Genomic DNA, 13,476 nt, shown 5'->3' with positions numbered 1-13,476 from the left:
TGCCGTAAGGTAACATGCGCCTGAGAGCGCGGATAGATGACTGGCTTTTAAGCCAAGCGGACGGAATTGCTTCTTGACTATTAAAAGGAGGTTGCTTTTTCTTTTTCATAGATGACGGAGGGGGAACCTCGCAATGACAGGGACAGGACACTAACAATATGAAAGATTTAAGCATCCCTCTTTAGAGGGGAGCACACCCATACACTTGAAAGATTCACTTCTCTTATGAGATTATAATGTCATGGTGGAGATTCTATTTGTCGTAGTTGGTATAGTTGGCATTTTAGTAGTTGGTGTGGTGGTGTGGCTTTTGCTTTCAGCCAAGCTTTCATCTGTTGAGAAAAACCAAGAGAGGATAGAAAAGGCTTTAAAAGAAGAGATAGTCCAAAACAGAAAAGAGACAACCGAGAGTTTAAGCTCATTCAGTAATTCACTTCTAAATCAAATGACGAATATTGCAGGCTTGCAGAAAGACCAACTCGATACATTTTCAAAACAGCTTACCGGTTTAACTCAAACCAACGAACAAAGATTAGACAAGATGCGTGAGACTGTTGAGGAGAGGATGAGAGCACTTCAGGAGGAAAACACAAAGAAATTAGACCAGATGAGAGAGGTCGTTGATGAAAAACTCCATGCAACGCTCGAAAAGAGATTAGGAGAGTCTTTTAAGCTTGTAAGTGATAGGCTTGAACAGGTTCACAAAGGCTTAGGGGAGATGCAGACTCTGGCTGTTGGTGTTGGTGATTTGAAAAAGGTGCTATCAAATGTAAAGACCAGAGGAGTGCTTGGAGAGCTACAGTTAGGAGGTATCTTAGAGCAGATTTTAGCTCCAGAACAATATGTCAGAAATCTTAGTATTAAAAATGGAAGCGTTGAGTATGCAGTTAAGCTTCCAGGTAAAAACGACTCCGATGAGATTGTTTATCTGCCGATAGATTCTAAATTTCCCCATGAGAGTTACTATACCCCTTTGGTTGAAGCATACGAACATGGAGACCATACCCGAATTGAAGACGCTACTAAAGCCTTAGAGTCTGCGATTAAAAAGTCTGCTAAAGATATAAGGGACAAATATATTGACCCACCGAACACAACGGATTTTGGAGTCATGTTTTTACCCTTTGAAGGACTTTATGCAGAGGTTGTAAGAAAAACTACCTTGCTTGAAACTCTACAAAGGGATTTTAAAATAAGTGTTACTGGTCCATCAACTTTGGCGGCATTCTTAAACAGCCTGCAGATGGGGTTTAGAACACTGGCAATAGAGAAACGCTCAAGTGAAGTATGGACATTGCTCGGAGCGGTTAAGACCGAATTCGGCAGATTTGGCGACCTCCTCGAGAAGACTCAGAAACAACTCCAGACTGTAAGTAACACCATTGAAGATGCGGCAAAGAAATCCCGAACAATAGAAAGAAGGCTGAAGGATGTGCAGGCACTTCCAGTGCCCGAGCAGGTTACACTGATAGACATCGAAGAAGGTAATGATTCCTCGCAATGACAGGGATGAGGAGAAGAAGGATTCCTGACAAGCAGGAATGACAAGCTGGACAAGCAGGAATGACAGACCCCCTAAAACCATAGTTCATTTTTTGCTTGACAAATGCTTTCGGAGGTGTTACTATATAACTATAGTTTATAGAGAGGTGTAGGAGTCAATTAATGTTAATTGTTAAAGCAAAATTAAAGCAGGAATCATTTAAAATCAATGGGTTAGAAGATACCCCCCCTCCCCCTATTAAATTAAAGCAAAACAGATAACAATGCCATCTATCCTCGATGAGCTTAAGACACTGCCTCACAAAAGGTCAAAAAAGGGGATAATACTTTCAGTAAAGGTAGAGCCAAAGGCATCGAAGAAAGGCATATCAGGTGTTATGGGCGAGATATTAAAGGTTAAGGTTACCGCAGCACCTGAAGGAGGCAGGGCAAACGACCAGCTAATAGAAATCCTCTCAGAGGCATTTGATGTCAAAAAAAGCAGTATAAGGATTATCAAAGGCATCTCATCGAGGAATAAGCTCATAGAGGTTAGCGATTAAAACTTTTAGTTGCATTCCTTAATAATCTGCTGTAGAGTTTTCTTATGGCACTGACGATGGTATATGGTGTTGGGTTTTTTGTTATGTTCTTTTCTCTGTGGAAGGCACTAAAGGTTTCTTCTTCTGTGTTCGAGGATGCCTTCTATATGCTTTCTACTTTTGCATTATGCAAAGGCACTGCTGTTTTACTCGGGTTAAGGTTGGAAGGTTTTTATATGGCAAGCAGTTCGTGGCTTGAGGTTGCCTCGGTGAGTTTCTCAGGGATGTTTTCCGTTATAGCCAATGTATTTCTCTTTCAATCGGCACTGGATTTTCTCTTATATAAACTGCCTACCAAAGTCAGGTTCAGGATAGTGCCTCTGTTTATGTTTTCAGGGTATCTGTTCCTTTATATATCCAATATAATCGAGGCTAACGAGATTGAAAAAATTGGCAGACTCAGTTTTGGCTTTCACAGTTCAATCCTAATCAGCATAGCCATGTTTAATCTCTATTATATTAACACCAAAAAATCCATCGGTCTTGTCATCTTGGGCATAGGGTTTATACTTTATGCAATCGGCGATGGGCTTATCATCGATGGAGCTTTATTTGGCATTGGCATAAATATTATAAGACTCATATGCATCCTGCTTTTTGTTTTAGGTTGTTTTTTTGTGAAGCCAGTTATTGCCCTTGAAAAGAAGCCTGCCTCTAAGATAGCATATATCTAAAAAGCAGGGCTGTATGCTATCAAAGGAAGAAATGTCTCTATTTGGAAAAGTTACCGATTACCTGAGAATGATAAAGTTTTCTCATTCTGTCTTTGCACTGCCTTTTGCATTTACATCCGCACTGATAGCAGGGCAAGGGCATCTGACATTTCATCAGGTGCTCTGGATTTCTATTGCAATGGTCAGTGCAAGGACAGGCGCAATGGGCTTTAACAGGATTGCCGACAGAACACTGGATGCACTTAACCCAAGAACTAAAGGCAGGGAAATACCAGAAGGAAAGGTCACTGTCTTAAATGCCCTCTTTTTGTCTTTCTTTTCATTTGGCTTCTTTATATACTCTGCATATATGCTTAACCCGCTTTGTCTTAAGCTCTCGCCTATAGCCATAGCAGTGGTTATATTTTATTCATATACAAAGAGATTCACATGGCTATCTCATATCGTTTTAGGGCTTTCTATCTCGTCTGCACCAATTGGCGCATGGATTGCCGTAAGGGGAGAGTTTTCCTTAGTCGCATTGCCTCTGGGGCTTGCAGTGCTTTTCTGGATTTCAGGCTTTGATGTTCTTTATGCGATTCAGGATATCGACTTTGACAGAAAACACGGACTTTATTCTATACCTAAGAGGTTTGGTATTAAAACCTCGCTGACCTGTGCAAGGGTCTTTCACCTTTTCTCCTGGGATTTTCTATTTCTGACAGGAATTATCTTTAGCCTTAAAGTTTTCTACTGGCTTGGGGTTTTTATTGCAGGCGGACTGTTTATCTATGAGCACTCCCTTATAAAAGCCAATGATTTAAGCAAGCTGAATGTCGCCTTCTTCAATATGAACGGATATATAAGCCTAACAGTGTTTGTATTTACCCTGTTGAGCTATCTATAGGGATTTGACAATGGAATAGTTTTTTGAGAAAGGATTTCTTACTCGGAGCCTTTAATATTCTCTGCAAAGACATCTGCAAGCTCAGGGTCAAACTGGGCTCCCTTATACCTCAGGATTTCTTCTACCCCTGCATCGGTGTCAACGGTAATCCTGTAAGATGCCTCGTTAACCATAGAGTCGAATGCCTCTGCTATGGCGATTATTCTTGATTCAAGCGGGATGTTGTCGCCTTTTAGTTTTGTCGGATAACCAAAGCCGTCGTACCTTTCATGGTGATGAAGGACATATTGAGCAATGTCCTTATAAAAGGTTATTGGCTTCAGCATCTCATAGCCAACTTCAGGGTGCATCGTATATACCTCTTTTTGAAAGCTCTTCTCAACAGGCAGTCTTAGAAATCCAATGTCATGAAGGAGGCTGGCAAAGTAAAGCCTTCTTTTTCTCTTATCGGACATGCCGATAGCCTTTGCTATCACATTTGCATATTTTGCAACCCTTCTTGAGTGCCCCTGCTTTTCGGGAATGAACCTGTCTATAGTGTCAAGCAGGATGTCTGTGAGGTGTATCTCGTAGTTTCGCTGGTCCTCATAGAACTGTGCCCTTTCGATGGATATTGCTGCCTGGTCCGCAAGATGGCTTATTATCTCGATGTCCCTTTCATCGTATCTGCCGTGTTTTTTATTCAATACCTCGATTACGCCTATTGTCGCAGTTTTTGTCTTAAGAGGCACGCAAAGCATGGTGTTTGTCCGATACCCTGTGAGTTCATCTATGTGGGGGTTGAATCTTTCGTCCTTTGTTGCATCGGAGATTGTAACAGGCTGGTTGTTTTTGAGCACCCAGCCTGAAACCCCTATTTCCTTTGAAACGGATTTGCCTGTAAGGCCTTCTGCCTTGGGGCCTTTTACTACCTTGAATACGAGATTGTCATCATCTATAAGAAGTATGGAGCCTGCATCGGACCTCGTTATGTCAAGCGAACAGTCCATTATCTTTTCAAGGAGTATGTCGCCATATAGCTCTTCTCTTATGTCCTTTGTGAGATTAAGAAGGCTGTCGAGCCTTTCGCTATAGTCTTCAATCCTTCTTATGACCTGACCTGAAAGCAGTCTCGATATATAAAACCCTACACCTGCAAGGACAAATACTATTAGCATTATTACGATCATGGAGAGGTCAGGCAGAAACCTCAAAAAATTTTTAAGAGGGCTTTCGAGGTATCTGACTATTATAAAAAGCAGTAGAAAGAGTATGAACGAGACAAGTATGTTCAGAAGCCTTAGCTTGTTTCTGACCTCTACAGTTGCAGACCCTTTTAAACCGCTTCCATGCACGCTTAAAATTTACATGAACATTCATGATATGTCAATCAAAAAGAGCGAAGGAGGCAATTCAACCTCTTCTTAGTCCCTCGAGGTCAAGCAAGACAAATCTATAACCCAAGGCATTTAGTTTCTTAACCACCGAGGCTTTAATCTCAAGAATCCTTGCAATATCCTCTTCTTTTAGCTCAATCCTTGCTGTATCTCCAAGATGCCTTACCCTTAGCTCTTTAAACCCCATGCTTTTTAAAAACCCCTCTGCAGAGGCAACCTGTTTAAGGGCATCAGGGGTTATCCTCATCCCATAGGGGAATCTTGAAGAAAGACACGGGGAGGAGGGCTTATTCCATGTGGGAAGCCCAAGCTCTTTTGAAATCTCTCTTATTTCGGTTTTTCTAAAGCCTGCCTCTATGAGAGGGCTTCTTATTTCATGCTTTACATTAGCGGTTCTTCCAGGACGGTAGTCTTTCAGGTCATCTAAATTAGAGCCATCTATTACGAAGTTATAACCCTCTTTTTGAGCTATGTCTTTAAGCAGGCTAAAAAGCTCGTTCTTACAGTAAAAACATCTTTCAGGAGGGTTTCTTAGGTAGTCTTCGTTTTCAAGCTCGTTTGTCTTTATAGTCCTCAGCTCTATGCCCATGGCTTTAGCCATAAAAATGGCATTCAACATGTCATCCGATGGCATGGTTTCGGAATTAGAGGTAACTGCAAGGCAGGTTATGCCTGAAAGGCTAAGTGCCTTTAGAAGAAGTGTGCTGTCAACCCCTCCTGAGTATGCAAGAAGGGCACTTTCCATGTCCTTGAGAATCCCAATAAGGTTACTAAATCTTTCCTCTGACATTACTTGATTCCTACCTGAAGCATCTTAGTCCTTATGCCTTTAATCCTATCTCTTATCTCTGCGGCTTTTTCGAATTCAAGCCTTTTTGCGGCATCCTTCATCTCTAACTCGAGGGCTTTCAATGTCTCCTCATCGACACCATAAGGAGCCTTTTCTTCCTCTGCCATAGGAACTGTCCAGTAATCTGCCTCGTATATAGAGCTTAGGATGTCTTTAATATTGCTCTTTACGGTCTCAGGCGTGATACCCATGTTCATGTTATATTCCTCCTGTATCTTTCTTCTTCTTTCTGTCTCGTTAAGTGCTTTTTCCATAGAGCCTGTAATGGTGTCTGCATAGAGTATAACCTCTCCTCCTACATTCCTTGCAGCCCTTCCTGCTGTCTGTATAAGGGAGCGCTCTGAGCGAAGGAATCCCTCCTTGTCTGCATCCAATATTGCAACGAGTGAGACCTCTGGAAGGTCAAGTCCTTCTCTTAGGAGATTTACACCTACTAAGACATCGAATTTTCCGATTCTAAGGTCTCGGATTATCTCAACCCTTTTAAGTGTATCTATGTCAGAGTGAAGATACCTTGCCCTGACACCGAGGTCTGTGTAATATTCCGTAAGGTCTTCAGCCATTTTTTTAGTAAGGGTTGTAACGAGGATTCTTTCGTTTTTCTTTGCCCTTTTTTGAATCTCTCCGAGAAGGTCTTCAACCTGTCTTTTGACTGGCTTAACATTCATCTTTGGGTCAACGAGTCCGGTGGGCCTTATGATTTGCTCTATGACCCTGCCTTTTGATTTATCGAGCTCATAATTGCCTGGAGTGGCAGACACATAGATTGCCTGTTTGATGCGGTGCTCGAATTCCCTGAATGTAAGGGGCCTATTATCCAGTGCAGAGGGAAGTCTGAAGCCAAAGTCAACGAGGGTCTGCTTTCTTGACCTGTCGCCCTCATACATCCCGCCTATTTGCGGAACCGTTGCATGGGATTCGTCTATCACTGTAAGAAACTCCCATGGGAAATAATCAATCAATGTATAGGGAGGCTCACCCTGTGCCCTTCCGCTTAAGTGTCTTGAGTAATTCTCTATGCCATGACAGTATCCGAATTCTCTGAGCATCTCAAGGTCAAACCTTGTCCTTTGCTCAACCCTCTGTGCCTCGAGGGTTCTGCCCTGCTTGAGGAGAGCCTCTATGTGCAGTTCAAGCTCATGCTCTATGTTTTTAAGTGCAGGCTCAAGCCTTTCCATTGGGGTTATCCAGTGGCTGTTTGGGAATAACGAGACCCTCTCGATGCGTTTTATCCTTTCACCTGCAAGCAGGTCAAACTCCTTTAGGCTATCTATGTCATCTCCGAAGAAGTCGACTCTAATACATCTGTCAGAGGAAAACGAAGGGAAGACCTCCACGATATCACCCCTTACCCTGAATGTCCCTCTTTTGAGGTCAGAATCTGTTCTTTCATACTGCATCTCAACGAGCCTTCTTAGGATGTCATCTCTTTTTGTGTGCATGCCCTCCTCAAGGTGAAGATGCATGTCCATATAGTCCTGTGGAGAGCCAATACCGTATATACATGACACAGAGGCAACAACTATTGTGTCTTTTCTTTCAAGTGTAGACATTGTTGCAGAATGTCTCATCCTGTCTATGTCGTCGTTTATGAGTGCGTCTTTCTCTATATATGTGTCGGTCTGGGGAATATATGCCTCGGGCTGGTAGTAGTCGTAGTAGCTTACGAAGAACTCAACCCTGTTTTCAGGGAAAAGCTCTTTGAACTCGCCATAAAGCTGTGCGGCAAGGGTCTTGTTATGGGCTATTACCAAGGCTGGCATATTCACATTTGCAATGACATTGGCTATGGTGAATGTCTTTCCAGAGCCTGTAACTCCAAGCAGAACCTGATGCCCGATACCCTTTCTTATACCTTCCGTAAGGCTTTTTATTGCCTTTGTCTGGTCTCCCTTTGGGGTAAATGAAGTTGTGAGTTTGAAATCACCCATATAAGATTTTAACTCAGAAGGGCAGACTTTTTCAGGGGGAGACAATTTATGATGCCGTTTGAGAAGGTTTAAAAGTTAGTGCCTTCAAAAATGTACTTGTCCCTATTGTTTCTGAATGCCTATCAGTCTTGACTTCCCTTGGGCAGCATTGGGGGAAGCCTTCCTTCGCATCAAAGCACATCTGAAAGCCCGTTCAGAAGCATCGCATTATCCCTTCTCGACCTCACTGCGATCCGGATGTGCCCATTTCCCAAGCCCCTGAAATTCGAGCAGTCCCTGACGAGCAACCGCTTATCTAACAAACCCGAGACGACTTCATTGGCCCTGCCGGTCTCAATCAGATAGAAGTTCACCCGCGAAGGATAGTACTTGAGCCCAATTTTGCCCAACCGTTTTTCAAGGTAACGTTTCTCGGCATCCATGAGTTCAAAGGTCATGCGTGCATGTTTGGTGTCGTCCAGCGCGGCGGCCCCCGCGCGCTCGGCCAGTGTGTTTACGCTCCAGGGCTCCTTGAACGCCCTTAACCTTCCGGCAACCCCCGCCGGGAAGTATCCGAAACCAAGCCTCAAGCCCGCCATGGCGTAAAATTTTGTCATGGAACGAAGCACTATCAGATAGGGGTTGTCCCTTACCCCGAGCACCGAGGCCCCGGGCACGAAGTCGATAAAAGCCTCGTCCACGACAAGAAGACACTTTTCCCTCCGGGCGCTTTTGGCAACCTCCATGACTTCATCGCGCTCCAGCACATCGCCCGTGGGGTTGTTGGGGTTGCACAGGAACGCGAGGTCGGCTCCCTTCATAGCATTTATGTACTCACAGGGCTCTATCCTATAGCCGTTTTTTCTTTTGACCTTAAGGAAAAAGACCTTCGCCCCAGCCGCCCGCGAGGCCCGCTCATATTCGGAAAATGCCGGGGAGGTGACGAGGACCCTGTGCGGACTGAGCGCGCGGAGGATGAGATAGATGAGCTCGGTGCTTCCGTTTCCAACGAGCACGCGCCCTGGCTCAAGGCCGAAGCGGTCGCTCACCTTCAAGGCAAAGATACCGGCATCGAGGTCCGGATAGTTTCCGAGAGAGCTCATCGCTTTCTTTATCTCCTTGATTGAGGACTTAGGCATCCCAAGCGGATTTATCGACGCGCTGAAATCCATCACCCTTCTTTCGGGAACGCCAAGCCGTTCGGCAATCCTGTACACATCGCCGCCGTGGCTCATGCTCCCCACCAGAGAAGGCCGCAAGCGGCCGCGAAAACGCCAAGGGCCGAGGCGGCAAAAGTTATCTTGAGAGCATATGGCCCCGCGCTGCCGTAGTCCGCACTGCCCGTGGCGAATATCAGGGGCTTTTCTATCAAATTTCCGCCATAGGTCGAAGGGCCGCCGAGGCGCACGTTCAGTGCCCCGGCCATCGCCGCCTCGGGATAGCCGGCATTGGGGCTCGTATGTTTGCGCCCGTCGCTGAGCATCACCTTGAAGGCACGCAGGGCCTCCTCTTTGCTGAAACCGGAAAGCACAAATACCGCCGCGACTATCAAAAGCCCCGTAAGACGGGCGGGGATGTAATTCAGGAGGTCGTCCAGCCTCGCCGAGGCCCAGCCGAACTCCATGTATCGCTCATTCCTGTAGCCCACCATCGAGTCGAGCGTGTTCACAGCCTTGTACGCCATGGCGAGGGGCACGCCTCCAAGAGCGAGGTAGAATAGCGGTGCTACCACGCCGTCGGATGTGTTCTCGGCAAGGGTCTCGATGGCCGCCCTGCGCACCCCGTCCTCGCCGAGGTCCCCGGTGTCACGTCCCACTATGTGTGAGAGCCTGAGTCTCGCCTCCTCAATGTTGCCGGCCATGTAAACGTCGCGCACCGAGCCGATGAGCCCCATTAGGGCAAGCGTGGTGGAGGCAAGAAAGACAACGGCCATTGAGCCAATAAGCTTCATATATCCGCTTGAGGGCGCTCTCAGCAAAAGAACCAGGAAGTGCATGACGACAAACGTTGTAACTACTATCCCTGCCGCAAGCACCACGCCTCCAGCCTTCCCGTCCATTTTATTCCGCAATAACTCCTCGCCCTTCTCTACAGCCTTCCCGATTAGCCGCACAGGGTGCGGCAGCCACTTCGGATCGCCCACAACGGCGTCCAGGGAAAAAGCCAGCAGAAGCTCTATCGGGCTCAGCACAGGAGCCCCCATATGAAATCCATGTCGATGTGCTTCCTGAGGCACGCGGCCCAGCGGTTCAGGTTTTCCTCCCTGATCATTGAGTACTCCACCTGCTCATTGGGCAGGGGCATCCCTTTTTTACTCCTTATCTCGTTGAGCACGGCGGCCCTGAAGCCGTCGTTGTCGAAGATGCCGTGAAGATACGTCCCCCAGACGTTGCCCTTCATCGAGCCGTCGCCAACGGACTCGCCCGATAGCAGGCGGCGGAATTTGAATAACCCCGTGTCCCCGGTCGTCCTGCCCATGTGTATCTCGTAGCCGCGAAGCTTATCGCCGCAGCCGAAAAGGGAAGTCTCGGCAATGGTCTGCGACGTAATCTTCTCGCCCTGAAGCTCGGTCTCTACATCAAGGAGGCCAAGCCCCTCCATCTCTCCCTTCGGGACCTCAACACCCAGAGGATCAGAGATCCTCCTTCCGAGCATCTGGTACCCGCCGCATAGGCCAACGACAGGCATGCCCTTAGCCGCCGCGTTCCTGATATTCCGGGCCACGCCGCTTTCGTTAAGGGCTACGAGGTCACTTACGGTATTTTTTGAGCCCGGGATCACGAGGATGTCGGCGTTTTCGATGTCGCTCCGGTTGTTCGATATTATCAGTTCTACATCCGGCTCATATCTGAAGGGGGCGAGGTCCGTGAAGTTTGAGATGCGGTTCAGCCTGACCGCAACGACCCTGATGCTCTGCCCCCCGGGGGAACATCCGATGGTCGAGAGCGAAAGGCCGTCCTCTTCGTCGAGTCCCACCCCGCTTATATATGGAATCACGCCCACCACCGGAATTCCTGTCTTCTCCCGGACAAAGTCTATCCCAGGGGTGAGTATGTCCTTGTCGCCCCGGAACTTATTTATCACGAAGCCCTTGATGTATTCAGCGTCGCCGTCCAGGAGGCCCACTGTGCCGTAGAACGAGGCGAAGACCCCACCCCTTTCTATGTCGCCCACAAGGAGCACCGGGCAACGGGCATGCCTTGCCACCCGCATGTTGACTATCTCCTCCTCCCGGAGGTTTATCTCTGCGGGGCTCCCAGCGCCCTCTATAAGTATGAGGTCGTACCTGCTGCTGAGCCTCGCGTATGCTGCCTCGACGTACTTCCATGCCTTGTCCCTGAAGGTGTAGTACTCCCTTGCGGTCATGTTCGAATGTACCCTGCCGCCTATGACGACCTGGCAACCGCTTTCGCCCGTGGCCTTAAGAAGTATCGGGTTCATGTCAGAGGTGGGTTCTATCCTTGCAGCCTCGGCCTGAAGGGCCTGCGCCCTGCCGATTTCGGCGCCCTCGGAGGTGATGAAGGAGTTAAGGGACATGTTCTGGGACTTGAAGGGGGCAACGCTTATGCCCTCGTCGGCCAGTATCCGCGCGAGCCCTGCCACAAGGAGGCTCTTTCCAGCCCCCGAGCATGTGCCCTGCACCATTAAAGCCCCGCCCGACAGATCTAACTCTTTCGCATCCAATCTAACTCTTTCGCCTCCAAATAAAAAGTCCCCGGCGGCATTTCTGCCGCCGGGGACTGCACCCTGATTTACTTGATCCCCGTCCTCTGTTTTCCACGCGGAGGCTGCCGAAGCGGAACTTTTTCTGAAAAAGTCCGCCCGGTTTCGCCGGAGCACAGTGCTCCAGCAACCAGCCATGCGCATTGCATGGCGTACAGGCAGGTCTTCTGGCTTCCGGCTCGTTCTACTTCCCCTGCCTTCCCATCCACACAGGACAGTGGCCGGTAGGAGTTTCGTCCCCGGTTACAGCGGCGGGCCCGCTCCCGACTCTAACGGGATTCCCTATCACGCCCCGAAGGGCACCCGTACTGAGTCTATTAAAGCAGATTAGCCGGTATAAGTCAAGAAACCGAATTGCCTCATCAAGCCAAATTAGAAATGTCCTATTCTTGCCAAATCAAAATATGGGATGTGGAGCCTGTCTAAAAACCCCATTTTTGTCACCCTGAACTTAATTCCGGGTCTCAAGAGATTCTGAAATAATCCATGAAACAAGTTCAGGACAGGATTCAGAATGACAGGCTGAGATTGCTTCGGGCAAAGCCCTCGCAATGACAGGGGAGGAGAAGGATTCCGAACAAGTCGGAATGACAAAGGCTCGTCAGGGCGAAACAGTTTCTCTAAACTACTTCTCTAAACTACTTTAGAGGACTTTTTTATCTTGGGTGTGTATATTTTCATGAGAAGGTCAAACTATGAATAAAAAAATCTCAAAAGAAAAAAGGCTAAAGTTCAAGGCTTATGCTATAGATGACAAAACAGCTTATTTGAACAAAATGAACATGATTGAATGCTCTAACGATAAAAATGAAGATAATTCAAGCACTTAGGGAAATGAAATTGAACATATAAAAAAGGGAGATGGCAACGATTTTTATTTAGGACATTATCATTTTGGCGGGACAGTAAAATGGTTTAATGATATAATTTATTCATGTATGTGTATCTGAACGATAAGGTTGTGCCAAGGCATGAGGCAGTGGTGTCTGTTTTTGACCATGGGTTTCTCTATGGAGACGGCATTTATGAGACAATGAGGGTCTATGACAGAGTGGTCTTCATGTTGGATGAGCATATAAGGAGGCTTTATCGCTCAGGAGATACGATAGGCATTACAATCCCGGATGATTCAGACTCTCTGAAGAATAAGATTTATGAGACCCTTTCTGCAAATAACCTTACGGATGCCTATGTCAGGCTGACTGTCTCGAGGGGGCATGGAGCCTTAGGCCTTGACCCCGAGCTATGCCCAACACCAACCCTCGTTATAATCGCAGAGCCTTTCAGGGAATACCCAAAGGCATTCTATGAAAAAGGCATCAGGATAATAATCCCAAAGACAAGGAGAAACCTAAAGGAGGCACTTAACCCTCAGATTAAATCCCTGAACTTCCTGAATAACATAATGGCTAAGATAGAAGCTATAAAAAATAATGCATACGAGGCACTGATGCTTAATAAAGATGGCATGCTCGCAGAAGGCACGATAAGCAATGTGTTTTTCCTTAAAAATGGCATACTTTGCACACCATCGGTTGAATGTGGAATCTTAGATGGCATTACAAGGGGAATCGTCATAGAGCTTGCACTTAAGGAGGCAATCAGGATAAAAGAGGGTGAGTTTCCTAAAGAGGAGCTTTATTCTTCGGATGAGGTCTTCCTTACAAATTCCACAATGGAGGTGATGCCTGTCTCGGAGGTGAATGAAAAAAAATATAGTGTTGGAGAGATTACGAAACTTCTTCATAAGGCATACAGGCAGGAGGTCTGGGCATATGTGAAGAATATAAAATCAAAGGGGCCTTCGCTTTGGGGATATAATGACTAACAGGATTACAGGCTTAATAGAGAGAGTTTTATCCTATGCCTTTCAGCATAATCCATAACCAAGAGATTGCATCGGATTATGGACATATTTACTTATTTGCCTAACTATGGTATGGTATAAATAAGATGGTCTCTTGACTGGCGGG

11 protein-coding genes and 1 riboswitch are annotated in these 13,476 nt (G+C 46.7%); of the genes, 5 read left to right on the top strand and 6 right to left on the bottom strand.

Annotation, left to right across the window (positions count from 1 at the left end):
* Positions 1-241 precede the first annotated feature (241 nt).
* The 4 genes from rmuC to HY805_02965 all read left to right on the top strand — a co-directional run bounded on the left by rmuC (position 242) and on the right by HY805_02965 (position 3,644).
* Positions 242-1,504: a DNA recombination protein RmuC gene (gene rmuC, locus HY805_02980; GenBank protein MBI4823179.1), complete on the top strand. Its 1,263-nt coding sequence runs from the start codon at positions 242-244 to the stop codon at positions 1,502-1,504.
* A gap of 262 nt (positions 1,505-1,766) precedes the next feature.
* Positions 1,767-2,045, top strand: a complete 279-nt coding sequence (locus HY805_02975; GenBank protein ID MBI4823178.1) for a DUF167 domain-containing protein — start codon at positions 1,767-1,769, stop codon at positions 2,043-2,045.
* A gap of 44 nt (positions 2,046-2,089) precedes the next feature.
* On the top strand, positions 2,090-2,758 hold the full coding sequence (locus HY805_02970) for a hypothetical protein (protein MBI4823177.1): 669 nt from the start codon (positions 2,090-2,092) through the stop codon (positions 2,756-2,758).
* Positions 2,759-2,789: 31 nt separating this feature from the next.
* Positions 2,790-3,644, top strand: a complete 855-nt coding sequence (locus tag HY805_02965; protein MBI4823176.1) for a UbiA family prenyltransferase — start codon at positions 2,790-2,792, stop codon at positions 3,642-3,644.
* Positions 3,645-3,682: 38 nt separating this feature from the next.
* Here HY805_02965 and HY805_02960 read toward each other — a convergent pair whose 3' ends face one another.
* From HY805_02960 to HY805_02935, 6 genes are all read right to left on the bottom strand, one after another.
* A complete protein-coding gene (locus tag HY805_02960; GenBank protein MBI4823175.1) occupies positions 3,683-4,978 on the bottom strand; it encodes a GAF domain-containing protein in 1,296 nt (431 codons plus the stop codon).
* Between the two features lie 58 nt (positions 4,979-5,036).
* Positions 5,037-5,810 carry an ATP-dependent sacrificial sulfur transferase LarE gene (gene larE / locus HY805_02955; protein MBI4823174.1) on the bottom strand — a complete coding sequence of 258 codons (774 nt, stop codon included), beginning with the start codon at positions 5,808-5,810 and terminating at the stop codon, positions 5,037-5,039.
* Positions 5,810-7,801, bottom strand: a complete 1,992-nt coding sequence (uvrB, locus tag HY805_02950; GenBank protein MBI4823173.1) for an excinuclease ABC subunit UvrB — start codon at positions 7,799-7,801, stop codon at positions 5,810-5,812. Before uvrB ends, larE begins: the two co-directional genes overlap by 1 nt.
* A 170-nt stretch (positions 7,802-7,971) precedes the next feature.
* Positions 7,972-9,015, bottom strand: coding sequence for a threonine-phosphate decarboxylase (locus HY805_02945; protein ID MBI4823172.1), 1,044 nt, complete (start codon positions 9,013-9,015; stop codon positions 7,972-7,974).
* A complete protein-coding gene (cobD, locus tag HY805_02940; GenBank protein ID MBI4823171.1) occupies positions 9,012-9,971 on the bottom strand; it encodes a cobalamin biosynthesis protein CobD in 960 nt (319 codons plus the stop codon). Before cobD ends, HY805_02945 begins: the two co-directional genes overlap by 4 nt.
* The gene (locus tag HY805_02935; GenBank protein MBI4823170.1) at positions 9,965-11,464 is read right to left on the bottom strand and encodes a cobyric acid synthase; all 1,500 of its coding nucleotides are present in this window, start codon (positions 11,462-11,464) and stop codon (positions 9,965-9,967) included. Before HY805_02935 ends, cobD begins: the two co-directional genes overlap by 7 nt.
* Positions 11,465-11,642: 178 nt before the next feature.
* A riboswitch (cobalamin riboswitch) is annotated at positions 11,643-11,825 on the bottom strand.
* Positions 11,826-12,437: 612 nt separating this feature from the next.
* Between HY805_02935 and pabC the strand changes: the two genes are divergently transcribed.
* Positions 12,438-13,331, top strand: coding sequence for an aminodeoxychorismate lyase (gene pabC, locus HY805_02930; GenBank protein ID MBI4823169.1), 894 nt, complete (start codon positions 12,438-12,440; stop codon positions 13,329-13,331).
* The last annotated feature ends 145 nt before the right edge of the window (positions 13,332-13,476 follow it).

This window comes from Nitrospirota bacterium (assembly GCA_016207905.1).
In the GTDB taxonomy this organism is placed as follows: domain Bacteria; phylum Nitrospirota; class Thermodesulfovibrionia; order Thermodesulfovibrionales; family JdFR-86; genus JACQZC01.
This window is presented reverse-complemented; position numbering and strand designations above follow the sequence as displayed.

What these genes read in the sequence shown, in the direction of transcription:
- rmuC (MBI4823179.1), top strand. Translation starts at nt 242, where the DNA reads ATGGTGGAGATTCTATTTGTCGTAGTTGGTATAGTTGGCATTTTAGTA.
- HY805_02975 (MBI4823178.1), top strand. Translation starts at nt 1,767, where the DNA reads ATGCCATCTATCCTCGATGAGCTTAAGACACTGCCTCACAAAAGGTCA.
- HY805_02970 (MBI4823177.1), top strand. Translation starts at nt 2,090, where the DNA reads ATGGCACTGACGATGGTATATGGTGTTGGGTTTTTTGTTATGTTCTTT.
- HY805_02965 (MBI4823176.1), top strand. Translation starts at nt 2,790, where the DNA reads ATGTCTCTATTTGGAAAAGTTACCGATTACCTGAGAATGATAAAGTTT.
- larE (MBI4823174.1), bottom strand. Translation starts at nt 5,810, where the DNA reads ATGTCAGAGGAAAGATTTAGTAACCTTATTGGGATTCTCAAGGACATG.
- uvrB (MBI4823173.1), bottom strand. Translation starts at nt 7,801, where the DNA reads ATGGGTGATTTCAAACTCACAACTTCATTTACCCCAAAGGGAGACCAG.
- HY805_02945 (MBI4823172.1), bottom strand. Translation starts at nt 9,015, where the DNA reads ATGAGCCACGGCGGCGATGTGTACAGGATTGCCGAACGGCTTGGCGTT.
- pabC (MBI4823169.1), top strand. Translation starts at nt 12,438, where the DNA reads ATGTATGTGTATCTGAACGATAAGGTTGTGCCAAGGCATGAGGCAGTG.